The 23359-nt window shown below is 60.4% G+C and carries 17 protein-coding genes; 4 read left to right on the top strand and 13 right to left on the bottom strand.

Annotated features, from left to right (window positions below):
• Positions 1 to 5: 5 nt before the first annotated feature.
• Entirely contained in the window at positions 6 to 500 is a 495-nt protein-coding gene (locus tag FJW08_RS01580) for a Rab family GTPase (protein ID WP_140808324.1), read from the top strand.
• 3 nt (positions 501 to 503) lie between these two features.
• Positions 504 to 1574, top strand: a complete 1071-nt coding sequence (locus FJW08_RS01575; RefSeq protein ID WP_140808323.1) for an adenylate/guanylate cyclase domain-containing protein — start codon at positions 504 to 506, stop codon at positions 1572 to 1574.
• 129 nt (positions 1575 to 1703) lie between these two features.
• Here the strand turns inward: FJW08_RS01575 and FJW08_RS01570 are convergent, their stop codons facing one another.
• Both FJW08_RS01570 and FJW08_RS01565 read right to left on the bottom strand, forming a co-directional pair.
• Entirely contained in the window at positions 1704 to 2384 is a 681-nt protein-coding gene (locus FJW08_RS01570) for a redoxin domain-containing protein (protein ID WP_140756757.1), read from the bottom strand.
• Between the two features lie 19 nt (positions 2385 to 2403).
• Complete coding sequence (locus FJW08_RS01565) at positions 2404 to 5703, bottom strand: adenylate/guanylate cyclase domain-containing protein (RefSeq protein WP_140808321.1); 3300 nt, start codon at positions 5701 to 5703, stop codon at positions 2404 to 2406.
• 240 nt (positions 5704 to 5943) lie between these two features.
• Between FJW08_RS01565 and FJW08_RS01560 the strand changes: the two genes are divergently transcribed.
• On the top strand, positions 5944 to 7716 hold the full coding sequence (locus tag FJW08_RS01560; RefSeq protein WP_140808320.1) for an adenylate/guanylate cyclase domain-containing protein: 1773 nt from the start codon (positions 5944 to 5946) through the stop codon (positions 7714 to 7716).
• 22 nt (positions 7717 to 7738) lie between these two features.
• Here FJW08_RS01560 and FJW08_RS01555 read toward each other — a convergent pair whose 3' ends face one another.
• The 3 genes from FJW08_RS01555 to FJW08_RS01545 form a co-directional block, all read right to left on the bottom strand.
• Positions 7739 to 9112 (bottom strand): hypothetical protein, encoded by a 1374-nt coding sequence (locus tag FJW08_RS01555; RefSeq protein ID WP_140808319.1) that lies wholly within the window; start codon positions 9110 to 9112, stop codon positions 7739 to 7741.
• Positions 9112 to 9633: a GNAT family N-acetyltransferase gene (locus FJW08_RS01550; RefSeq protein ID WP_140808318.1), complete on the bottom strand. Its 522-nt coding sequence runs from the start codon at positions 9631 to 9633 to the stop codon at positions 9112 to 9114. The genes FJW08_RS01555 and FJW08_RS01550 overlap by 1 nt, the downstream gene beginning before the upstream one ends.
• A gap of 74 nt (positions 9634 to 9707) precedes the next feature.
• Positions 9708 to 10562, bottom strand: a complete 855-nt coding sequence (locus tag FJW08_RS01545) for a hypothetical protein (RefSeq protein WP_246682138.1) — start codon at positions 10560 to 10562, stop codon at positions 9708 to 9710.
• A gap of 176 nt (positions 10563 to 10738) precedes the next feature.
• On the opposite strand from FJW08_RS01545, the gene FJW08_RS01540 reads away from it, so the two are divergent.
• Positions 10739 to 12154: an adenylate/guanylate cyclase domain-containing protein gene (locus FJW08_RS01540; protein WP_140756767.1), complete on the top strand. Its 1416-nt coding sequence runs from the start codon at positions 10739 to 10741 to the stop codon at positions 12152 to 12154.
• 132 nt (positions 12155 to 12286) lie between these two features.
• On the opposite strand, the gene FJW08_RS01535 is transcribed toward FJW08_RS01540, so the two are convergent.
• The 8 genes from FJW08_RS01535 to FJW08_RS01500 form a co-directional block, all read right to left on the bottom strand.
• On the bottom strand, positions 12287 to 12766 hold the full coding sequence (locus FJW08_RS01535) for a class I SAM-dependent methyltransferase (protein ID WP_140756769.1): 480 nt from the start codon (positions 12764 to 12766) through the stop codon (positions 12287 to 12289).
• A 206-nt stretch (positions 12767 to 12972) separates the two neighbouring features.
• Entirely contained in the window at positions 12973 to 14154 is a 1182-nt protein-coding gene (locus tag FJW08_RS01530; RefSeq protein WP_140808317.1) for an ABC transporter permease, read from the bottom strand.
• Positions 14151 to 15149 carry an ABC transporter permease gene (locus FJW08_RS01525; protein ID WP_140808316.1) on the bottom strand — a complete coding sequence of 333 codons (999 nt, stop codon included), beginning with the start codon at positions 15147 to 15149 and terminating at the stop codon, positions 14151 to 14153. The genes FJW08_RS01530 and FJW08_RS01525 overlap by 4 nt, the downstream gene beginning before the upstream one ends.
• Before the next feature lie 2 nt (positions 15150 to 15151).
• Complete coding sequence (locus FJW08_RS01520; RefSeq protein ID WP_140808315.1) at positions 15152 to 17050, bottom strand: ABC transporter substrate-binding protein; 1899 nt, start codon at positions 17048 to 17050, stop codon at positions 15152 to 15154.
• Complete coding sequence (locus FJW08_RS01515) at positions 17047 to 18942, bottom strand: ABC transporter ATP-binding protein (protein ID WP_140757049.1); 1896 nt, start codon at positions 18940 to 18942, stop codon at positions 17047 to 17049. Before FJW08_RS01515 ends, FJW08_RS01520 begins: the two co-directional genes overlap by 4 nt.
• A gap of 148 nt (positions 18943 to 19090) precedes the next feature.
• A complete protein-coding gene (locus tag FJW08_RS01510; RefSeq protein ID WP_140808409.1) occupies positions 19091 to 20431 on the bottom strand; it encodes an adenylate/guanylate cyclase domain-containing protein in 1341 nt (446 codons plus the stop codon).
• A gap of 261 nt (positions 20432 to 20692) precedes the next feature.
• Positions 20693 to 22036, bottom strand: coding sequence for a nucleotide sugar dehydrogenase (locus FJW08_RS01505; RefSeq protein ID WP_140808313.1), 1344 nt, complete (start codon positions 22034 to 22036; stop codon positions 20693 to 20695).
• Between the two features lie 114 nt (positions 22037 to 22150).
• Complete coding sequence (locus FJW08_RS01500) at positions 22151 to 23311, bottom strand: DUF3095 domain-containing protein (protein WP_140757053.1); 1161 nt, start codon at positions 23309 to 23311, stop codon at positions 22151 to 22153.
• Positions 23312 to 23359 lie beyond the last annotated feature (48 nt).

Genomic DNA, 23359 nt, shown 5'->3' with positions numbered 1-23359 from the left:
CCAAGATGTTGCAAAAAAAAATCTGCATGCTGGGCGGGTTCTCTGTCGGGAAGACGAGTCTGGTGCGCAGGTATGTGCAGAGCATCTTTTCAGAAACCTACTTGACCACGGTGGGAGTGAAAATCGACAAGAAGAGTGTCGCGCTCCCGGACAAAACCGTGGATCTGATTTTGTGGGATTTAGCCGGTGAAGACGATATCGGCTCATTCCGCGTCAGCTATGTGCGAGGTGCAACCGGGCTTGTGCTTGTCGTCGATGGAACCCGCGCCGCCACTCTTGCCGTGGCGCTCACGCTACGCGAACGGGTCGAAGCCGAATTCGGCGCCATGCCGTTTGTATTGCTGTTCAACAAATCCGATCTGGACGATCGGTGGACAATATCGGATAGTGAGATTGACGAACTGAGGCAGCGTGGATGGCAAATCTATCTAACGAGTGCGCTCTCGGGTGAGAATGTTGATGATGCGTTTCGTCAACTTGCTTTGATGGTAACCAAATAAACCATGCATGGATTGCCAAGAGAAGTCAGAAGTTGGATTTTTAATTTCTTCTACAATGGCAACTCTGTCGCATATCTGAAAATCGACGCCCGGCTTTGCATAGCTGCTAAGGGCGGTAATGTTGAGCACTACGGGCTCTCGTCGCTTCGCATTGGCGAGCCTGTTGCCGAGCAGCTTGAATTCATGGAAGGTTTGCTGCCTTGCCCGGAGCTTCCGTTTCACATTGCCATGGTCGAGCTGCCCGGCGGGCGTGTCGCGGACCTTCATTTTTTTGCTGACAATGCCTGCGTGTGGCTGCTCTTTCTTGACGCCACTGCCGAACGCGACAATAGGCAGCGGCTTCAACAAAAGGCTTATGAAATGACACTCCTGCAAGAGAGGGAGCGTCAACTCAACGAGAAATTACAATCGACGAACGAGGCGTTGAGGAAGAGCCAGGAGGGATTGGCGCGTGAATACCAGCGCGCCGAAACCCTGCTCCTCAACATTCTTCCGGCGTCGATCGCGGAGCGGTTAAAAGCGCACAAGAAAATTGCTGACAACCACGCAGAAGTGAGTGTGCTTTTTGCCGACATAGTCGGTTTTACGGAACGAGCGCGGAGCGTCGGAGCCGTGACGACGCTCGCTATTTTAAATTACTTCTTCAAGGCGGCGGATCGGCTCTCGGAACGATACGGCTGCGAAAAGATCAAGACAATCGGCGATTGTGTGATGGTGGTCGCTGGCCTGCCCACCGCGCGATCCGATCATGCAAAGGCCCTCGCGCGCTATGCACTTGAGCTGCGCAAAGCGGTTAAGCGCGAACGCTTCGCAGGAGAACCGCTGACACTCAGAATTGGAATTCACTCAGGCCCAATCGTCGCGGGCGTCATAGGCAAGAGGCGGTTCGCCTATGACCTGTGGGGCGACACCGTTAATCTCGCCTCCCGTATTCAAACGTCCGCGGAGCCCGATGAAATCCGTATTTCGGATGCAACTCGCCAAATGCTTGGGCCAAATTTTGCTTGCGACCCACTCGAGGAAACGGAATTGCGTGGTACAGGTCGTGTGCGAATGTGGCGGCTCCCGGCCTGATTTGCCGCGCGAAAGTGCCGACCCTGGGGCCCACGCACCTCAAGCCCTAAGCTGTAACGCGAAGTTTTGACCCGATGATGACCTTCATTGTCCGCATTGCAAATGGCAGCAATGCAGTCTTCCGACGGTCTATTGGGCGACTTGGGACACGGCTGACATCAGCTCCTGCGGGCTCGCCGCCCCAAACATATATCGTCCACCTTCTGGAACCTCCGTGAAGCTCCAGCGAACGATCCCCTGCCGGTCCAATAGGAACTGACCGATCAGTTGTCCGTGTCCCGTCGCCATCATCTGCGCGTCGGCTTCGGTCACTTCGTAATTGTCCTTCTTGTCGAGGAATTCGCTGGCCGCAAAAGGATCCATTGGACCGGGCAACTCGCCTGGTATGTCGACCCGCATATCCTTTGCCGCTGCCATCGAGACCTTGTACGGCCAGTTCGTCTCGTCTTGGGTGAATTCGAGATTGGGCAGTCCAAAAGCACGATGTGAAGCGCGTTCAGGGTCGGAGGCCGCAAGCAGATTCGGCATCGGGTGGTAGCGGAAATAGAGACGCGCCCGTTCGATCGGCGTGTTGACCACCGTCAGGCTCTGCACGCCCTTTTCACGCAGCTCCGGATCGAGCCGCGCCTGGGCGGCGATATGGCGCCGGCAAAACGCACAATGCAGACCTCGAAACAGGCCAACCAACACCGGCTTTTGTCCGCGAAAGTCATCAAGCGCGATCTTGCCTTCCTGGGTAATGGCGTCGAGTACCAAGTTCGGCGCACGGTCGCCCGGTTGAAGCGGTACTAAGTCAATACGCGCGGACATTTCGGACCTCCAACCCCGGCTAATCGAGAAAGGGCAGCACCACAAGCGCTTCCGGGTCGAGCCCGTGCTGGGCGCATATACCCTGCGCCAGGGAAAAGTACCGTTCGGCCTCAGCCAGATTGTCGAGGTCGAGATTAAGCGTTGCGAGACCATCATAGCACGGAAACAGCAGTTGGGGTTCGCCCGTTTCGCGGGCTACGTCCAGTGCTTCGTGGAACAAGCCAACGGCCAGTTCCGGACGGCCGTTGCACTGGTGGATCTGCCCAAGCACGATCAATGGTACCGGCAGGTGCTCGCGCTGGTCGAGCGCCCGGTCGATCTCGATGGCCTTCTCGGCAGCAGGCACGCCCTCCGTTGGGCAGCGATCCGTGAAAGTACAACAAGCGACCGCCAGATTGGCGAGAAGGCGCGCCTGGAAGCCCAAATCACCAATATGGCGCGCGACTTCAAGACCGCGCCGGCAGACCTCCATCGCCTTTGCCGGATCGATGGTCGTGTAAAGCACGCCGAGATTGGTGTAGCCACGGCAGGCCGCGCCCAGCAGACCGGCGGCTTCGGCCAATTCAATGCTGTGCTCGACCTGACCCACGGCTTCACGGTTTCGCCCAAGGCGAGCCAGCGCGACAGCCTTGGTATTGAGTGCCTCGGCGGTCACAAGAGTGGCATCACGCCCTACCTCGGAGACATGCTCCGTTGTCAGAGTGCGTACGCAATCCAACGCCGCGTCCGCCCATTGTGCCGCGAGAGCGTGATCTCCGCTACGGAACGCCTGTCGGCCACGTTCTTCCCAGAGATGCGCCTGCTCGATCGGAGCATCCGCTCCATCGAGGAGCGCTGCCGCTTCAGCGTAGCGGGATTCCGCGTTGTCCCGCTTGCCGACGTCCCAGAGCAGCCGACCGATCTTACGCAAAACTCGCGCCGACGCTACGCGATCGGCCGACTCGCGGTATGCCTGCAACGCCGCCTCGTAGTGGTGGTGCGCGATCTCGCGGCGGCCCGCCGGGCCGCTCAAATCGGCAATGCGCTCGGCAATTGTCAGTTTGAGCGGTGTTTGCCCGGTCGTCTCCAACGCAGCCAGTGCTCGCTCGTAGAAACGAAGGGCGTCGTCGTTGGCGTATATCATGCGAGCGCGATCGCCGGCCGCCTGCAGGTAATGCGCGCCCTTCTCCCGCTCGGCGCTCTGGGCGAACTGATGACCGAGCACGGTCAAATCCTCGAGCCGTTCCGGATTATCGCCGCACAGTTGCTCCAAGGCAGCACCTATCCGCCCGTGGATTTCGGTCCGGCGTTGCAGGAGCAGATTCTGGTAGATCACGTCCTGCAGCAAGGTTTGCGTAAAGCGGTAGCTTTGCGACGAGACAGAGCCTGATCCGGCAACTTCCTCGATGATTTCCGCATCGCAAAGCAGTTCGCAGCCGGCTTCTAGCCGGGCGGGGTCGGCTGTCACGGTCTTCAGGAGTGTGGCATCGAAGCGCGGGCCGATTACCGCGGCTTCCTGGGCCAACCGGCGCACCTCTTGTGGCAGCCGGTCGACGCGAGCAAGCAACATTGCCTGGATAGTGGCGGGAATGTCGGTTGCGACTTCGCCTGCCACAGTCCGCCATCGCTGGCCCTCGCGCATCAGTACACCGCGATCGATAAGGCCGCGAACGATCTCCTCTACAAAAAGAGGGTTGCCGCCCGCCCGCTCGAGGATCTGATCGACGAGCCCTCCCGCGGAGCTTACCCAGCTCTCGCCGAAAAGCGCCGCCAGCAGGCTGCGTCCTTCATCGCTGTTGAGCGGCGAAAGCCTGAGTGCCGTGTGACTGACCCGACTTGAGTCGAGCTGGCCGCTGTCCGGCGCCGAGCGATGCGTGACCAGCACCATCAACCGCGTGCGTTCCAACCTGTCCATCACGAAACGCAGTGCCTCGAGCGAAACGGCGTCGGCCCAGTGCAGGTCTTCGACGACAATCAACAGCGGCGACAACGCAAGCCGCCGTTCGATGATGGTACGGACCGCGTAGAGAATTTGCCGCCGTAGCTGCTCGGGTTCGACATGCTGCAAGGTGGCATCGGGGTCGCCAAGGCCAAGCACATGGTAGAGCAAAGGCATCAGCTGGTTCGCCTCCTCGCCCCGCAGGCCGAGATCGGCAAGCAAGCCTGCGAGCTTCCCGCGCATTTCGTCCCCATTGTCGTTTTGCATTATCCCGGCAGCACTGCGCACCACTGCACCCAAAGCGCCAAATGATTGTTCGCCCAGCGGTGAGCACGTGGCCTGTCGCACGGCGACGTTGCGGAAACGATCCTCGTCGCCGACACGGGCGACGAACTCCTTCACCAGCCGCGATTTCCCGATGCCGGCTTCTCCGACGAGGCGGACAAGTTGGGCCGAGCCGCCGCACGCCTGATCCAGGCTCGCCAGCATTCTATTGAGCTCCGCAGCACGACCTATCATCGGCGCGCTGAGGCCGAGCGCCTCGAGCCCACGCGCTGCACGCGGCGCCGCAAGCGGTGCATCCAGTCGATGGACGAGCACACTGCCAGCCTTGCCGCGAAGCACGACATCACCCATCGACTCGTAAGAGAAGGCATGCCGGGTCAGTCTGTGAGTGAGTTCGCCTACCAGCACTTCACCCGGTGCGGCCAGCGATTGCAGGCGTTGCGCTGTATTTACCGTGTCGCCGGTCACCGAATAGGATTTGGCGGTGCCGATGCCTAATCGTCCAGTAACGACCGGACCAGTGTTTATGCCGATGTGGAGTAATAGAGGCGAGCCGGTGTGGGGGGTGCTTTTGCCGAGCCGCGCCGTCCGGGCGATCATGTCGAGAGCGGCGCGAAGCGCACGTTCCGGATCGTCCTCATGCGCGACCGGCGCACCGAACAAAGCGAGCAGTGCATCGCCGATGAATTTGTCGACGAAACCACCAAAGTTTCGCACGGCCGCCGTCAATTCCTTGAACAGTTCGTTCTGCAGCGTTTGCATGACCTCGGGGTCGAGCTGCTCGCTGAGTGTCGTGAAGCCGCAAAGGTCGGCAAAGAGGACGGTTACCGTCCGGCGATCGGCGTCAGAGATGGGATGCAGCCCTTCGTCGCTATCGGTGTTCGCAAGCAGCGACGGAGTTCGAGAAGGCGGCACAATGGTTCGGCTTGGTGTCGGAGCAGGCCGTTCGACGGCTTTTGCAGGCGCACCGACGCTTGCCCCACATTTCGGACAGAACTCGAAATCAGGTGCGCAGGGATAACCGCAACTGGCGCATGGCACGGGCTGGCGCTTGCCACACCTCGGACAGAAAGCGTAACCGCCCTCAATCTTGAAACCGCAGCCTGAGCAGTCCATCGAGCCAGACCTCGCTTGGGGCCGTGACGGCGTGATCTCCCTACGCACTTCACGGCCAGGGTATTCACAAGCATGAACCGATAGCCGTCGACCGGCAAGCGGCAGCGCAAATGGGCATCGGGCGATCGGGTGGGGCCTGTGGCAGCGCGCAGCCAATTCGGGTTTCTGTGTGGCGGTCGGTTCCGAAAGTTCCCTCTTGGTTCGGTCTTCCTGCTATCATGGAGATGAGGAGACGGACCCTTGAGCGAGAATCGTAAGCTGGCCGCAATTCTAGCTGCGGATGTGGTCGGATATAGCCGGCTCGCGAGCGCGGACGAAGATCGTACTTTGGCGAGGTTGCGGGCACTGCGCAGCGACCTGATCGATCCGATCATCGCAGTGCACCACGGCCAGGTGATCAAGCGCACCGGCGATGGGGCGCTGGTTGAGTTCCGGAGTGTGGTGGATGCCGTGCGCTGCGCCATAGAGGTTCAGAATGGTATGGTTGAGCGCAATGCCGGCGTGCCGCAGGACCGACGTATCGAGTTCAGGATCGGCATCCATCTGGGAGATGTGGTCGAAGAAAGCGACGGCGACCTGATGGGCGACGGCGTCAACATCGCCTCGCCTCTGGAGGGGCTCGCGGCACCCGGCGCCATCTGCCTGTCCGAGGATGCTTATCGCCAGGTCAAGGCGAGGCTCGACCTCTCGGTCAGCGATCTCGGCAGCACACAGCTCAAGAACATCGCCGAGCCGATCAGGGTCTATTCGCTGCTAGTCGGCAGCGCCGGGACCAAGGCGGCCGCGACCTCGGAAACCGCGACGAGCCGGCCGGCGACGGCAGCGCCGCCGAAGCTGTCGATCGCCGTGCTGCCGTTCGCTAACATGAGCGGTGACGCCGAACAGGACTACTTCGCCGACGGCATCTCCGAAGACATCATCACGGCGCTGTCGAAACTGTCGCAACTCTTCGTCATCGCACGCAATTCGTCGTTCACGTTCAAGGGCCAGAACGTCCATGTGCAGGAGGTGGGCACGAAACTCGGCGTGCGGCATGTCCTTGAGGGCAGCGTACGCAAGTCGGGGAACCGGGTGCGCATCACCGCGCAGCTCATCGATGCAATTTCGGGCGGCCATCTTTGGGCGGAGCGGTTCGATCGCGACCTGACCGACATATTCGCCGTGCAGGACGACGTGACGCAGCAGATCGTCGGCGCGCTGGCCCTCAATCTGACTGAGGGTGATCGGCAGCGGCTGGCGCCCGAGGACCCGCGCAACACGGAGGCGTATGACTATTTCCTGCGGGGCAGGGAGCTGTGGCACCGGCTGACGAGGGAAACGAACGTCGCGGCCCGCGACCTCTTGCAACGTGCCATCGAACTGGACCCGAAGTTTGCCTCTGCCCACGCATTCCTGGCCCTCACGCACGGACTCGATTACCTGAACCGGTGGAGTGCGTCGCCGCCGGAATCGATGGCGCAAGCGGAAGAGGCCGCAACGCGAGCGGTAACGCTGGATGGCAGCGATCCCTGGGCGCACTGGGCGCTTGCTATTGCCAAGCTGTACACACGACGACACGATGGGGCCATCGACGAGGCCGAGCGCGCGCTAGTCCTCAATCCGAACTTCGCCGAAGCGCACGTCGTTCTCGGCGAGGCGCTGTACTATTCGGGCAGATCCGAGGACGCCCTCGAGAGTTTTGCCCGGGGGAAGGTCTTGAATCCCTATTTCCCGGATGTGCTTCTGCACTTCCAGGCTTTGGCCTTGTTTCAACTGGGAAGGTACGAAGAGGCCGTTGACCTCTTGATGCAACGGCTGGCTCGCAACGCTGTCACCGACGTCTCGCGGGCGCTTCTGGCCGCCAGCTACGGCCATCTGGGCCGTTTCGCCGAGGCCCGGGCAGCATGGCAGGAGGTGCTTCGCGTCAATCCCGACTATTCGCTGGAATACCGTCGCAAAGTCCTGCCCTACAAGAACCCTGCCGATTTCGAACTCGTGGTGGAGGGGCTCCGCAAGGCCGGTATAGTGCAATGACAGGTGAGGCCATGCGGCCGGATCAGACGCCGTAGGCTTGGCCGATCTTGCGCCATCGCGCGTTTTCGCGAACCAGTTTCAGGTTGTCGGTGGTTTCGGCAAATGTCCGCGAACGGTATTGCCGGAGCAGGTCCGCGAAGAGCTCCCCGTCCGGGAGGCCGGCAAGCTGCTCGCGGACCGAGATCTTTTCATCGATGACCCGGGTGCCCCAGGCATTTTCCCTTACGTGCAGCTCCGCAGCCAGATCACGCTCTTCCGGCGCGGTTTCGTCCAACGCAGCCAGGAGGATCGAGTGGAAAAGCGCTACATAGCCAATCTGTCTCAGGCCGCCGACAACCCGCACCCGCGGCAATATGGCAAGAACGAGGAACGTCAGGAACAAGTTCGGCAGCAGCATGCCGTCCAGAAGCGCCTGCTTGAGATGTGGCCGCTCAAACGGGATGGAAAGACCATGCGGCTTGTCAGGCTCGATCAGGTGCCCGTTCTCAAGAACGAGCTTGCGCACGCGCTCCTCGCGGATGCCCCAGAAATAGTCCGTGGCATTGGGCAGGAATCTGCCGAATGGGCCCGATGCGGCCTCTTGCAATTCATGTTCGAGACGCTGGCGTCTTGCGGGTTCGATGAGCAGCCTGGAAAGAAGACTGCCGTCATATTGTAGATGCCGCGCCATGACAGCCGCGGCGAGCCGATCATCGATGAAAACCGGCAGGGCCATGCCGGAACGATCCCAATTGGCGACCAGATCCTCGTTGAGGGCTGTCATGGCATCGGCGGCGGTTCCGAAGACCTTATCCTTACTGGCAAGCAATGTACCTAGCCAGCGGCTGGCATCCGTTTCATCACCCGCCGTTTCGAGCGCGCGCTTGTTGAGGGAGACGGGACCGGCCGCGCAGGCGCTTTTGCTGCACAGCTTGTGGCGCCCCATGCCAAACAGGTTGACCTTGTCGTCTCCGAGATCGAGCCATCCGGGCCCCTCCCGGCCAGTTGTCTCCATGGTCATCGTCGTTCCCATGAAGCCGACGAAGGCTGACAGCTCGTTTTCGACCGCGCCGAGCCAGGCAAGCAGGAGGGCATCGAAGGTGATCCGGTCCATCAGAAGCAGGCAGTGCAGACCGGACTGAATCACCGGTCTGTGCTCGAACTCGTCGAGGGCCTTGCCGATTTCCTCAGGCTGCATGATCACGCCGAGGCGTTGGTGCAGGACCTCGCGCAGGATCGAGCGGGCAGCGATCGCCGGGCCGGATGCAGGCCTTGCCACCGGCCGCCACAGATGGCGGGCGTAGTCGGAAACTGGAGCATTCCAGTTCTGCTCGATGTCACGCGCGACTTCCGGGCAGAGCAGCGACAGCACAGCCAGAATTTCCACGGGGGGGACTGGGGCGAAGACGGCGGTCATCAGAACCGCAACCGGGCCATGCTCAGGAGGTCGTGATACTGCCCGTTGGTAAGACCGGCCTTCACATGCCGGCCTTCAACCTCGAAGCCGTGGCTGGTGTAGAGACGGATGGCCGGCTCGTTGTCGGCATAGACGGTCAATTCGACCCGCTTCAGGGCGCGCCAGTTGTCGGCCACGTCAAGCAGAGCGCCAAGGATGGCAGAGCCGATACCTTTGCCGACAAAGCCATCATCTAGGCCGATATTGATCTCGCCGATATGCGAACGGCGTGGCGAGCTTTGCACGACCAGGCTGCCATGGCCGACGACCTTGCCGTCCAATTCGGCGACGATCCAGGTGGTTTCCTGGCCGGACTTGGCGATGCGCCGCTCCACCTGATCCACCGTCTCGAAGGGCATCCTGAGCGTCCCCCAGCGGAAGCCCGGCATGTTGAAGATAGCGCAAAGCGCCTCCGCATCGCTTGCCCGGACGGCCCGGAGCTGCGGCTGGATTTTCTCGGATGGCGAGGTCGTGCTGGTCATGACTTTCCCGGCGAAGGCAATCGGCCCGGCACGATGCACCGGACGTCACCTGAAAATCCAGCCGTCTCTGCAGCCTATGCTGCCGATTGCGAACCAAAATACCGGGAGGCCGTGTAGAGTTTGAAGGCGCCGCTGATGCCGATCCAGCCGAAAAGGGCCAGCCAGCCCAATGTAGCGGCCGCCGTCCAGTCGATCCGGTGCACCGCGGCGTTGGTGATAACGAGGCCAAGAATGGAAAGCAGGCCGACCAGAAATTGCGCCAGGCCTAGCACCAGCAATTCTTCGCGCGGCGCGCTTTTCCAGACGAGATAGGTGCCGCCAGCGCCGGCAAAGAAAATGGCGCTGTAGACCTGGGCGTGGAAGGGATCGACCGGCCATGGCCAGGTGCTGCTGACCATCAGGGGAAACAGCAACATGCCGAAGCCATAGACCCCAAGGATCGCCGTTTCCGCCAACATGTAGCTGAGCCATGCGGGGCTTAGGGTCACGCCATTTGCTGACGGACGGCCCCTTGCCCGCCACAGGAACAACCCGGATACCGCGACCGAACCAAGATAGACCAGAAACCAGAGCCAGGTCGCTTTGCGCCCAAAGTTGAAATAGCCGAGATTGATCAACGAAACCGCCGACACGATTACGGTGAAGATGAGAGCCATGACCAGCACGAGCCTGCCCGGCGACCAGCGATTCCAGAACAAGAGCGCCGCCATCACTGCCATTTCGGCGGTGTAGAAGCCGCCGAGAAAGCGGGCACTGAATGGCGTGACGGGCCAGGGCCAGCGCGGCTTGACCAACGCAGGCGCGAAAAACAGGCCGGCGCCGACGATCAAGACGATAATGACCCCTGCCGAGAAAAGCCGCAATGCCGCGGGAAATGGCGGGTTGTCGGATGTCGGCACGGGAGAAAGCCCCAAAGATGAATGCGCCATGTACCCATCATAGTGCCGCTTGCGGCCGGTGAAAATCCGCCGAATTCAAATTGAGCTGTCACCAGATCTATCCATTCGAATGGCCGTTTGATCCCTTTCGACGTAAGATGGTGTGCGCGGACCGAAGACCGGTCCGGCGAACACGCCTGGGAGGCGCATTTTCCGGAGCCTGCACGATGACCGAAGCTCAGGATCTGTTCTCGCTTCTGCGGCAATCGACCGATGTCGATCCGCAGGCAATCGACGCGATCCGGCGAACCATCGCCGAGGGCAAGGACCACGAACTTTGCCGCATCAATGCGCTGGCCTTCGCCAGCAAGAATGGCCTCGACGAGGAACGCACCATCAGCGCCTTTCTCCATGCGGCGCGGGTGGGCATCTTCGACATCTCCTGGAATGTTCTGTGCCCCGGCTGCGGCGGCGTGCTCGACACCAACGCCACGCTGAAAACAATGCAGAAGGACGAATATACCTGCGCGCTGTGCTCCCAGGGCTATTCGCCGACCCTCGACGAGATGGTCGAGGTGACATTCACCGTCAGTCCCCGCATACGCAGGATTGCCGCCCACAATCCGCACGAACTGCCGTTGATAGAATACTTCCGCCAGATCTACTGGGCGTCCGGCGCCGATCTGCCGGAAGAGGATTTCGCGGAGAAGATTGAAGCGTTCTCGCTGGAGGATATCGAGCTTGCGCCCGGTGAAAAGGCGGTTCTGCCCATACAGCTTCCATCTGAATTCGTCATCGTCTTCGAGCCGGTCACGCATTCAGCGCAGTTCATCGACGCTAAGGGCGAACCAACAAAGGAGCGCCGAAGCCTCTCATTGGTTTTCGACCGCGACCATGTCCAGAACCAGACGTTGGAGATGCAACCAGGCCCTTTGCGCATTTCGCTGGAAAACAGGACCGACACCCGCGTGCTGCCGACGGTCTTCATCGCCGGCCACGCATTGCATGATTTCCTGGGCAAGCGCCGGCCCTTCCTGACCGCCAAGCGCCTGCTAACCAACCAGACGTTCCGCGATCTCTATCGCACAGACACGCTCGACATCAACCAGCGGCTGAAGATCACCAGCCTGACCTTCCTGTTCACCGACCTGCGCGGATCGACCGAGCTTTACGAGCGGGTGGGCGATCTTTCAGCCTTCGATCTCGTGCGCGAGCATTTCCAGGTGCTGCACGAGATTGTCGCGGCGGAGGCGGGCGCGGTGGTGAAGACGATCGGTGATGCGGTGATGGCGACCTTCGCGACGCCTGATCGTGCGATTGCCGCGGCCCTCAGGATGCGCGAGGCCATGCGTGCGCTCAATGAAAAAAGCGGGCGCGAGGATCTGCTGCTCAAGATCGGAGTCCATGCCGGCCCTTGCATCGCAGTGTCCATGAACGAGCGGCAGGACTATTTTGGCCAGACGGTCAACATTGCATCACGGGTCCAGAACCTGGCCAACCCACAGGCAATCTTCGCCACCCGTGCGGTGGTCGACGACAATCTCACCGCCGATCTGTTGCGCAGGAACGCGCTGACGCCCGTGCCTCACGAGGTCTCGCTGCGCGGCATTGAGCGGGAGATCGCGGTGTATACAATCACCTGAGGAATTCCAGAGCAATTCCAGGAAAAGCCTGAAACGGCTTTCCCGGGAAAGCGCGTAACGCTTTCTCTTGGGAATTGAATTGCGTTAAAACAAAGAGCTGGAGCAGCGTTTCCGTGAAGCGCTCTCGGCCGCTCACACGCGCTTGCAGAGGAAATAACGATCGGCGGGCTCGGACGTCGGCGCCGGGAGGCGTTGCAGCAGCGGGTGATTGAGCGGCGTGCCACTGACCGCGAAGCCGCCGACGCGAAGCAGGCTCGCAATCAGATCGGGAAGCCAGGTAGCGGTCACTGCATCGCGATCATCATAGCCGGTGCCGATGTCGGCATGAACAAGGGCGGCTTCGATGCCAATGAACTTGCGGGCCGTCTCGCGTATTTCGCCGAGCACGAGGTTTTCAGCTTCGGGAATTGAACTGGTGTGTGCGCCGACTTCGCGGTCGAACACCACGATCCGACGCCCGGGCAGGCGCTCGCGCAGATGGTGGAACGTCCGGCCATTGCCGAGTCCGAGCTCGAGCACAAGCCCCTCCATCTTCGCCACTTCGGGGCAGACGTGATCGAGAATGTCACGCTGTGCGGTCATCCTGCTGATGAAATTCTCGAGACGACTCATATGCTTTTGTGTGTCCTGAACCAGATCAAGAGATCGGCAATGCCCGCGAAGAATTGTTCACGAGTGCATCCCGAAGGCGAGGCGCTAATCTCGATTGCGTGTCGGCACATATACGGGCGGACGATGAACACTGCAATAACCGTACGGGCGGCCGGCAGGGACCATACCGGGTGGAGCCGGCGGCCCGGCGCGACGGAATAGCGATCTCACTTGTAGGGGTCTGCGGCGTCCCGCAAGCCGTCGCCGAGGAAGTTGAACGCCAAGATGACGAGAACGACGGGGAGCATCGGCAAAAGCAGCCATGGATAGAACGCGATCACGCTGACGCTGCGCGCCTCGGTTAGCAGGATGCCCCAGCTGGTTGTCGGTGGCCTCAGGCCCAGCCCAAGGAAGCTCAGCGCCGTCTCGCCCAGGATCATGCCGGGTATGGAGATCGTCGCCGTCGCGATCAGATGCGACATGAAACCGGGAATGAGGTGCCGCCGGATAATGCGGCTGCTGCTGGCGCCCATCAATTGCGCGGCCAGAACGTAATCCTCCTCGCGCAAGGCCAGAAGCTTTGAACGCACGGCCCGCGCCAGTCCGGTCCAGTGGAGCAGCCCGAGGATAACGGTGATGCCGAAATAGATCAGGATTGGACTCCAGGTTATCGGCATGATCGCCGCCAGAGCCAGCCATAGCGGAATGCTGGGGATCGATTGCAGAACTTCGATTATCCGTTGAACGATCAGGTCGAAGATACCGCCGTGATAGCCAGCCAGTCCGCCTATGACAATGCCGAGCAGGAAGCTGAAACTGATGCCGACAAGGCCGATTGTCAGTGAAATGCGTGCGCCATAGATGATACGCGAGAGCACATCGCGCCCCAGCCTGTCGGTGCCGGCCAGAAAGAGCTGGCCGTTTTCGGCAGGACAGACAAAATGCCAGTCACCTTCGACCAGGCCCCAGAACCGGTAACTGTCGCCCTTGCAGAAGAAACGAATCCGCTGAACATCATCCTGGTTGTCGATGTAGTTCCGCTTGAGTGTGTCCATATCCAGCGTCATCTGGCGACCATAGACGAAGGGCCCGACAAGCTGGCCGTTATGGAACAGGTGCACCCGCTGCGGCGGCGAATAGATGGAGTCCATGTTGCGCGTGTGCAGATTGTAGGGCGCCAGGAACTCGCAGATCAGTATCCCGAAATAGAGCGCTGCCAGAAATATGCCGGACACAAGGGCAAGCCGGTGCCGTCGGAATTTCCACCACATCAGCCGCAACTGCGACGCCTGAAAGATCTTCGACTGCTCCGCCGTCATCGCCTCGACGGATTGCAGGTCAAAAGGCGCGATGGAAACGTAGTGTTGCAGCGGGGCACCCGGAGCGGGCAGGGGCGATTGCGTGTTCATTTGGTGCTGCCGCCCTGCAAACGAATTCGTGGATCAAGCAGCGCCAGCGCCAGGTCGGAAATCAGGACACCGATCACCGTCAGGAAGGCGAGGAACATCAGGAAAGACCCTGCCAGATACATGTCCTGGCTTTGCAGCGCTCTGATCAGCATCGGCCCCGTCGTTTCCAAAGACAGCACTATCGCGGTGATTTCGGCACCGGATATGATGGCCGGCAGGATGGAGCCGATGTCGGAAATGAAGAAATTGAGCGCCATGCGCAGCGGATATTTGACGAGCGCCTTGAAGGGATGAAGGCCTTTGGCGCGCGCGGTCACGACATATTGCTTGTGAAGCTCATCGAGCAGATTGGCGCGCAGCCGCCGGATCATGCTTGCCGTGCCCCCGGTGCCGATGATCAAGACCGGGATCCAGAGATGGGCGAGGATCGACTTCGCCTTGGCCCAGCTCATCGGCTCACTGAGATATTGCGGGTCCATGAGATGGCCGATGGAGGTGCCGAACCAGATATTGGCGAAATACATCAGGATCAGCGCCAGCATGAAATTCGGAATGGCAAGGCCGAGAAGGCCGAAGAGAGTAAGGCCGTAGTCGCCCCAACTGTATTGATGCGTGGCTGAGTACATGCCGATGGGAAAGGCGATGAGCCAGGTGAAGATGATCGTGACGAAGGAAACCAGCACGGTCAGCCACATTCGGTCCCCCACGACGTCGCGAACCGGCAGCTCATACTCGAAGGAATAGCCGAAATCGCCGTGCAGCATCCCGCCGACCCAGTAGAAGTAGCGAATGACGGGCGGCTGGTCGAAACCATATTCCTTCCGCATCATTTTGATGCGATCGGAATCTACCGCTTCGCCCTGGGCCCGAAGCTCGGCGACATAGCTGTCGAAATAGTCACCCGGTGGAAGTTCGATGATGGTGAACACCAGCGCCGATATGACCAGCAGCGTTGGAACCATCACAGCGATGCGCCAGACAATATATCGAAGCACGCTCAGGAGCCTCCAAGCCAGAATGTATCCGGCATGTAGACACCGAAATAGGCGGTCGGGTCATAGCCGAAGAGTGCCTTGTCAGGCAGATTGCGCAGCCGCGAGGACACCAGAATGGGCTGAAGTGTTTCGTTCACCGTACCGATCGAGAACACCTGATCAGTGTAGATCGACAGCATTGAATTCCAGATTTCGGCGCGCTCCGTGGCTTCGGTCGATGCGTTCCAGCGCTTGAGCAAAGCCATCAACTCGACCACTTCAGGAAGATCGGGCGCCTCACCCATCTTGCCATGGGACAGATAGTAAGCGCCCCAGAGCGGCCATTGCAGTTGGTCGTCGATGGTGGGGGCCAGCTGGTATGGGTTCATGTCTGCGGTCGGCACGCCATTGTCGATGCCCGACGACATCGACATCATGATCTCGCCGCCAAGCGCGCGGCTGCGGAAGATGTCGCGCTGCGAAGTCCGGATGAACAGGGCGATGCCGATCTTGCGCCAGTGATCGGTGACGAGTTCGAGCGCGTCGGTTTCCAGCGTGCTTTCGCCGGCAGTTTCCACGATGATCTGCGCCGGGCGCCCATCGGGAAGTAGCCGCAGGCCGTCATCGTCACGTGTCTGAAGCCCGACCTGGTCTAGCAGGGCATTGGCCTGGTCGGGATCATGGGCAACCCAGGCCGTCGCGAATTCCGGCCGGTAGAGCGGGCTCTCCGGCAGGACCGTATCGGCGCTTTCCTGCGCCAATCCGTAGAACACGGCCATATTGATCTCGCGCCGGTCCACGGCGAGCGAAAGTGCGCGGCGCACGCGCACGTCACGCAAAAGGCCACGCCACACCGGGTCGGCACAATTCAGATTGGGCAGCAGCGCCAGCCGCGAACCCTGTGTGCGTTTCCAGAGATGCATCTTCACGGGGTAACGCTTCTCCGCATCCTTCAGGAAGGAGTAATCGCTGAAGTCAATTCCCATGCATTGCAGGTCGCTCTCGCCCGCACCGGTCTTGGCGGAAATGATCGCCGACGAGCTGACATTCATGACAATCCGGTCGACATAGGGCAGTTGCCGGCCATTCTCGTCTATTCGATGAAAGAACGGGTTGCGCTCGAAGATGAACTGCTCAGCCGGCGGCTTGGTCCGGTTCTGCCAGGGATCGAGCGTGGGCAGCTCCGGATTCTCCGGGCGATACTGCCGCGACATGCGGATATGCAGGAGCGTCCATTTCGCGACCCGGTTCTCCTTCATCAGGCCGGCGAGCCGGAATGGATCCTGGTATTTCTTGTGGAACTGCTTGAGATAGGCGGCCGGCAAAACAAGCGGTGTCGGCGAGGCAGCGGCAAGCTTGGGCAGGAAGTCGGGATTTGGCGCATCCCAACTGTAGCGGACAGTCAACGGATCGACGATCTCGAAACGTGGCGGCTTGCCGTCCGCCAGCAGGGCAGGGGCGAGCCCGCCTTCCGAAAGCTCATCGTTCAGCCAGACATCTTCCCAGCAATAGCGAAAATCCTCCGGCGTCAGCAGGCTGCCGTCGGACCATTTATGCCCTTCCCGAATCTTGAACGTGAAGACGCGATCATCCGCTACGTCGAAGCTTTCGAGAATGTCGGCTTGCAAGTTGAGCTTTTCGTCATAGCCGACCAGGCGGGCATATCCGTAGATCGTCATCATCCGGATATCTTTCTGGCTGCCGATGATCGTGCGCAGCGTGCCGCCATACTGGCCGGGTTGCCGGCCCATCGCAGCGAGGTTCAATACGCGCGGGCTCTTGGGCAGGCGCTCTGCGAGTGCCGGCAGAGCCCTGGCCTTCAGCTCCGGCTGAAGAAAATCCGGCTCCAAATCGCCAGCGCGCGACGTGCCCGGCAGAAGTGCCGAAGCCATGAGTCCAAGGAGGGCGCGCCGGCTGATCAATGGCGCAACTCACTGACATCGGCCAAACGTCGGGCCAGCACGAGGTGGCCGCCGCCAAGATCGATCGGCGACAGCGTATCCTCTTCGCCCTCGTCGTGGAATTGCGGTCCCCATGCGCTGGCGTCGGAAGCGCCGCCGAGCTTCAGCGTCTTGAAATCCATCGGCCGGTCGAGATCGGGGAAAGGGACTGCGGCGACCAGTGAGCGCGTGTAGGGGTGGACCGGTTTCCTGAGCAGAATTTCGCGCGGCGCAAGCTCGACGATACGCCCGCCGCACATCACCGCGATGCGGTCCGCCATGTAGTCCACCACCGCCAGATTGTGGGATATGAACAGGTAGGTCAGGCCCAGTTCCTTCTGTAGGTCCTTCAGGAGGTTTAGGATCTGCGCCTGGACAGAGACATCGAGCGCCGAAACCGGCTCGTCGCAGATCAGGAGTTCTGGCCCCAGGGCTAACGCGCGCGCAATGCCGATACGCTGACGCTGCCCGCCGGAGAAACTGTGGGGATAACGCTTGATGAAGCGCGGATCGAGCCCGATTGCCTGCATCAGGCTTTTGACGGTGGCTAGTCGGGACGCGGCATTGCCACGTTGATGGATTTCCAGCGGCTCGCTCAAGATATTTTCCACCGTCATGCGAGGTGAAAGCGACGAAACCGGATCCTGAAAGACCATCTGGATTTTTGCGCGCAGCAGGCGCAGGGCGTCTCTGTCGCCTCCCAATACGTCGATCGGTCCATCGCGGCCATTGAAGATCACAGAGCCGCCGCTAGGCGTGACAGCCCGCATGAGCATCTTGCTGACGGTGGTTTTGCCGCAACCACTTTCGCCGACCAGGCCCAGGCACTCGCCCCGCCTGATATCGAAGCTCACGCCGTCCACGGCGCGAACAGAGGTTTGACGATCCCCGCCGAACCATCCGGACTTGCGGATGGTAAAAACCTTTGTCAGATCCCTGACCGACAACAGGATGTCGTCCGGCCCTTTCGATGCCGGCGCCGTCTGCTTGCCCAGCAGGGTGCCGACGTTCACCGGCACCTCGCGGAGCGCCTTTAGCCTCTCGCCCGGCTTCAGGTCGAAATGCGGAACGGCCGCCATCAGGCCCTTTAGGTAAGGGTGACCTGGCCGGCGGAATATCGCCTCGACAGGTCCCGCTTCCATGATCTCGCCATGGTACATGACCACCACCTCGTCGGCGACATTGGCGACAACGCCGAGGTCGTGCGTGATCAGCAGCATCGCCATATTCAGCTTGCTCTGAAGCCCGCGCAGCAATTGCAGGATCTGCGCCTGGATGGTGACATCCAACGCCGTCGTCGGCTCGTCGGCAATCAACAGGGCGGGCCGGCAGATAAGCGCCATGGCGATCATGGCGCGCTGACGCAATCCCCCCGAAAGTTCAAACGGATACATGTCATAGGCGCGCTTGGGATTGGGAAAGCCGACAAGGCTGAGCATTTCCTCGGTCCGCGCCTTGCGCTCCGCCCGAGCCATGGGCGTATGAATCTGCAGGGATTCGCTGACCTGGTTGCCGATCGTGTGCAGCGGCGAAAGCGATATCATCGGCTCCTGAAAGATCTTGCCGATGCGGCTGCCTCTCAACGCCCGGATTTCGGGTCCATCACGTGGCATCTGCAGGATATCCTGTGTCGTGCCGGGCTTTTCAGGATCGGAAAACAGGATACGGCCACGAACATGGGCGGTGTTCGGCAAAATGCCCATCACTGCCTGGCTAAGAACCGATTTTCCGGAACCGGACTCGCCCACAAGCGCGGTGACCTTGCCGGGAAGGACGCGAAGATTTGCACGCCTGACGGCGTGCAACGGTCCCCCGATAATGGCAAAAGAGATGCCAAGATCTTCGACCCGTAGTAGATCAACGCCCGAATTCATTCTCACACCAGCCCCACTCTGGCAACGTGCAGAAAGCGAGAGACTAGCGCATTGCCAGTCTAGAGCAACTTGGATTCGACACGGTCGCCAGCGGCGGGACCGGCGACCGGACTGCTTACCAAAGGCGTTCGGATCAGATTGGGGCGGGCTACTGGAGCTTCCTCGGGTCGCCCGCCGACTGCCGTGCGGCATCGCGATGAAGCAGCATGACCTGCTCGGCCTCCGATCTCCGGTCGTAAATCGGCTCCAGCGCACCGTCTTCATCGAGTGCGAGAGCGCCCGACAGATCGGGTGAAAGCACCGTCAGCTTCTGCTTGATCCCCGCCAGTTCCTCGCTGCCGAGCGTCAGCCAGCTGCTGGCGCCGCAATAGCTGGCGAAGTCTTTGGTGGCGAGAACGCGGTGCGGATATTTCTTGGTCAGGGTCTGGAGGCGCTGGACCTCGTTTACAGCCGAGCCGAAGACAGAGAATGTGAGCCGGTCGGTAAGCCCGACATTGCCGAACATCACGTTGCCGACATGCAGGCCGATGCCAAATTTTATGTCGGACAACCCCTTTTCCTTCCTTCGCAGATTGAGATCCACCATGCGCGCAGTGGCCTTGTGCGCTGCCGCCAGAGCAGACTGGCAGGCGGTCTCGGAATGCGAGCGATGTCTTTCGCAAGGGTAGACGGCAATGAAGCCATCACCTATGAAACTCATGATCTGCCCGCCTTTGCGATTGAAAGGTGTAGCAATGGCATCGAAAAACTGGTTCAGCGTATCGATGTAGATTTCGCGGCCGGAAGTTTCGGCAAGCCTTGTTGACCCGCGCATATCGGCCATGACCAGTGCGGCCCGGATTGTGTCGCCCTCGCCGCGCTTGATCTGGCCGTCCAGCACGCGTCTGCCGGCGTCGCCGCCGAGATAAGTGGTCATCATGTTGTCGGCCAACTTGGTGAGCACCGCCATTTTGGTTGCGATGGCGAGATGGTTTTGGATACGCAGCAGCGCCGAAATCATGCTCTCGCTGAAACCTGAAGCACTGTCGGTGGACCAGGACCCGATCATGCCCTGACTGGTATTGCCGTTGAAGGGATGGACGAAAGCCATGTAATCGGTCACGCCCATAAGCCTGAGTTCATCGAAAACAGGAAATTCCGTCGGGACCGACGGGTCGAGCCGGCGCCGCAGATGGTCGAGCTTGTTGCTGAGCAGATAGTAGTATGGGCTGGTCAGGAACCTGTCAGAATGAACGCCGTCCTTTTTGCGGAAGCCTTCCACTTCCATGCCTTGGCCGCGAATCCAGGTGAAACCAAGCGCGTCATAAAGCGGATGAAGCATCGAAAAGCTCAAATGCACCCGCTTCAGCGGCAGGCCGGCAGCAGCCAGCCGTTCGCAAAACCCCTTTACCAGTGTTTCCAGCTCATTGCCCGCCAGCGCCGACTGAGTCAGCCAGTCGGCAACCTTATCCATGAGAATTGTGGAAATTTCTGCTTGCGCCGTGCTCATACCACCTCGAAACCCGTCGAAGACGGAGCCATTATCCGTCGATCCGCCATAATACAGTCCGCCGGCGACCCAAAGATACCCCAAAGTCAACGACGTCGGCTTCGACGGCAGAACGGCGAAGGAATTTCCCGAATGACTGTCCTTGCAACCAAGGGACAGGCTTAACTGCATTCATGTCTTGTGGCGTTATGTGGCGAAGCCGCGGCCGGAGTGCAATCACGATCCTGGCATCGGGCAAAAAATTTGCCGGCTGGGACGCCGTCAGGCCTTCACCACCGTCTCTCGGAGCAGCCCGAGACGGCCAAAAACATTGCGTGTGTCGACGATCAGAAGGGCGTGATCAGCGATTGTCTGATAGTCGATCGCGTCATGGTCGGTTGCAACGACGACGGCATCGAAATCCTTCAAGGCCGCCTCGGTCAATTCGACCGAGCGGCGCCCCTTGATCGCCATATGCTCTCTTGTGGTCGGGATCTCGGGAACATGCGGATCGTGGAATTCCGCCTTGCCGCCCCATTCCTCGATGAGTTCAATGAGCCGCAATGAGGGGCTTTCGCGGATGTCGGGCACATTCTTCTTGTAGGCGAGCCCGATGATGAGAATGCGCGAGCGGCTGAGCGCCTTGCCGCAGCGCCGGTCCAGCGCTTTCGCCAGTTCATCGACCACATGACGCGGCATAGCAGTGTTGATCTCTGCCGCCAGCTCGATGAAGCGGGTCGGCAGTTCGTATTCGCGCGCCTTCCACGTCAGGTAGAAGGGATCGATCGGAACGCAGTGCCCGCCCAATCCGGGGCCAGGATAGAAAGGCATGTAGCCGAAGGGCTTGCTCTTGGCCGCCTCGATCACCTCCCAGATGTCGATGCCCATCGCCCCGAGCACGACCTTCAATTCGTTGACGAGGGCTATGTTGACCGAACGGAAGATGTTTTCCGTCAGCTTGACTGCCTCGGCGGTCGCCGTGCTGGAAACCGGAACGACGGTTTTGACCACGCCTTGGTAGAAAGCCTGCACGAGCGTCGCAGCTTCGATGCCGTCACCTGCCACGACCTTGGGGATCGTCGCGACTTCAAAGTTGCGGTTGCCGGGATCCTCGCGTTCGGGCGAGAAGCCGAGGAAGAAGTCTATCTTCGACTGCAAACCGGTTTCTTCCAGTATGGGCTTGATCACGTCGTCGGTGGTGCCGGGATAGGTGGTAGATTCCAGCACGATGAGGTGGCCGAGACGTAGATGCTTTGCGATGACGCCAGTCGTGTTCCTGACAAAGGAGAGGTCCGGCTCACGGTTTTTCGTCAGCGGCGTCGGAACGCAGATGATGATGATATCGCAGACGGACAGTTCGGCAAAATCCGCCGTGGCGCGGAACCGTCCACTCGCCACGTGGCCGGCAAGGGCTGTCGACGTCACCGCCTCAACGTAGGATTGGCCGTTGTTCAGGCTCTCGACCTTCTGGGCTTCGATATCGAAGCCGAAAACCGGGAAGCCGGCGCGTGCGACCGTGATTGCCAGCGGCAACCCGACATAGCCCAATCCGATCACGCCGACTCGCGCGGCGTGCGTCGAGATACGGTTCAGCAGACGGTCATATGCCGATCGTGAAGCGTCCAAAAAACTGCTTTCCCGTCAATTCGGATAGGCTGGCCGCTACCAGGCGCGGCTTACCATGGTCCCAGGAGCCATGGCCGAGGCATATTGCGGAAAATGGATTCTCGCAAGCCGTCGTCAGACCGGCAACTTTGCCTTCAAACTTGCGGCAGCCATCGCATAGCCGCCGGCGGCACCATCTATGAAATGAACGTGATCGCGCTGCAGCGGCGAGGCGACCAGGCATGTCATCAAGGCCGATTTCTGGCGGTGCAGGCCATAGTTGCAGATGCCCGCCTCTTCCGCCTGTTTCAGCCGGTTCTCGATCCGTTGCAACACATCAGCGTCAACGTCGATGGTCATCTTCAAGCCGTCGTCGAATTTCCGGAAATCCGAATTGCTGGCCACGTCGCGTTTGTAGATCTTCGGATCGAAACTGCCGATCGTCCAGCCATATCTGTCGGTGACGGCCGTAAGCGTCATCAGGAACACTATCCACAGCTTCGACAGCCACCGCCGTCCTGCCGGCGCCGTGGCCCGCGCCTCAATATCGAGGCCGGCGGGCAGCAAGCTGTAATCCGGCCCGTTCACCGGCACAGGGTGGCCATCGCGTTCCTGCCTGCCGGCAAGGGCGATGATGTCGGATGCCAGAAACTGAAAACCGCGCAGGTCGCGCGACGCCCCCGGTATGGCTATGATCGAGACGATTTCGCCATGCCGGGTTTCGATCGGGTTCCAGCGGCAGGAGAGGCCGGTCAGATCCGGCCGTGCGCCGGCCGGCGCAGGATCGACGCGGTAGCGCCCCGCTTTCATCTCGGCTTCCGCCCAACTGCCGCCACCGCCGGCGAACATGGCATAGAAGACCGCATCGGATGCTTGGAACCTTGCCACGCGAACGTCGAGGCCTTGCGCTCGAATATCCTTTATCGGCACGATTGCGGCACGCAGGGTTAGGTCCAGTTCGTCCGCCACCCATCTCTGGACAGCCGCCAGCGCGTTGCGGGTGGTCTCCACCGCCGAGCCGGGAAATGCGACGAGCGCCCCGTCGCCGCCGAAGACAAAGGGAAGATCTTGCCGACCCAGCGCATTGAGCAGGGCCGAAATGACACTGGCGCCAGCCATATTGACTGTTTTATAGCGTCCAGTCTCGATCGCCTTTGTCGAGCCGACAATGTCGGCGGTGGCCAGCGCCCAGCCATCGGGGAGAGGCCGATAGTTGTCGATATCGGCAACGCTTTCGAACTTTGCGAAGACCGGCAGAGAAGCGACAAACGGGTCCGACGCGGCAGCTGTTTCCATGAGCATCAGATAGCACATTCCACTGCTTGAAGGTGAAGTCGATGATGG

This window comes from Mesorhizobium sp. B3-2-1 (assembly GCF_006439515.1).
Taxonomy (GTDB): domain Bacteria; phylum Pseudomonadota; class Alphaproteobacteria; order Rhizobiales; family Rhizobiaceae; genus Mesorhizobium.
Note: the sequence above shows the minus strand (reverse complement) of the source record. Positions and strands in the feature narration are given on the sequence as shown.

What these genes read in the sequence shown, in the direction of transcription:
- FJW08_RS01535 (WP_140756769.1), bottom strand. Translation starts at nt 12,766, where the DNA reads ATGAGTCGTCTCGAGAATTTCATCAGCAGGATGACCGCACAGCGTGAC.
- FJW08_RS01530 (WP_140808317.1), bottom strand. Translation starts at nt 14,154, where the DNA reads ATGAACACGCAATCGCCCCTGCCCGCTCCGGGTGCCCCGCTGCAACAC.
- FJW08_RS01540 (WP_140756767.1), top strand. Translation starts at nt 10,739, where the DNA reads ATGACCGAAGCTCAGGATCTGTTCTCGCTTCTGCGGCAATCGACCGAT.
- FJW08_RS01545 (WP_246682138.1), bottom strand. Translation starts at nt 10,562, where the DNA reads ATGGCGCATTCATCTTTGGGGCTTTCTCCCGTGCCGACATCCGACAAC.
- FJW08_RS01580 (WP_140808324.1), top strand. Translation starts at nt 6, where the DNA reads ATGTTGCAAAAAAAAATCTGCATGCTGGGCGGGTTCTCTGTCGGGAAG.
- FJW08_RS01575 (WP_140808323.1), top strand. Translation starts at nt 504, where the DNA reads ATGCATGGATTGCCAAGAGAAGTCAGAAGTTGGATTTTTAATTTCTTC.
- FJW08_RS01550 (WP_140808318.1), bottom strand. Translation starts at nt 9,633, where the DNA reads ATGACCAGCACGACCTCGCCATCCGAGAAAATCCAGCCGCAGCTCCGG.
- FJW08_RS01565 (WP_140808321.1), bottom strand. Translation starts at nt 5,703, where the DNA reads ATGGACTGCTCAGGCTGCGGTTTCAAGATTGAGGGCGGTTACGCTTTC.
- FJW08_RS01515 (WP_140757049.1), bottom strand. Translation starts at nt 18,942, where the DNA reads ATGAATTCGGGCGTTGATCTACTACGGGTCGAAGATCTTGGCATCTCT.
- FJW08_RS01500 (WP_140757053.1), bottom strand. Translation starts at nt 23,311, where the DNA reads ATGGAAACAGCTGCCGCGTCGGACCCGTTTGTCGCTTCTCTGCCGGTC.
- FJW08_RS01570 (WP_140756757.1), bottom strand. Translation starts at nt 2,384, where the DNA reads ATGTCCGCGCGTATTGACTTAGTACCGCTTCAACCGGGCGACCGTGCG.
- FJW08_RS01555 (WP_140808319.1), bottom strand. Translation starts at nt 9,112, where the DNA reads ATGACCGCCGTCTTCGCCCCAGTCCCCCCCGTGGAAATTCTGGCTGTG.
- FJW08_RS01510 (WP_140808409.1), bottom strand. Translation starts at nt 20,431, where the DNA reads ATGAGCACGGCGCAAGCAGAAATTTCCACAATTCTCATGGATAAGGTT.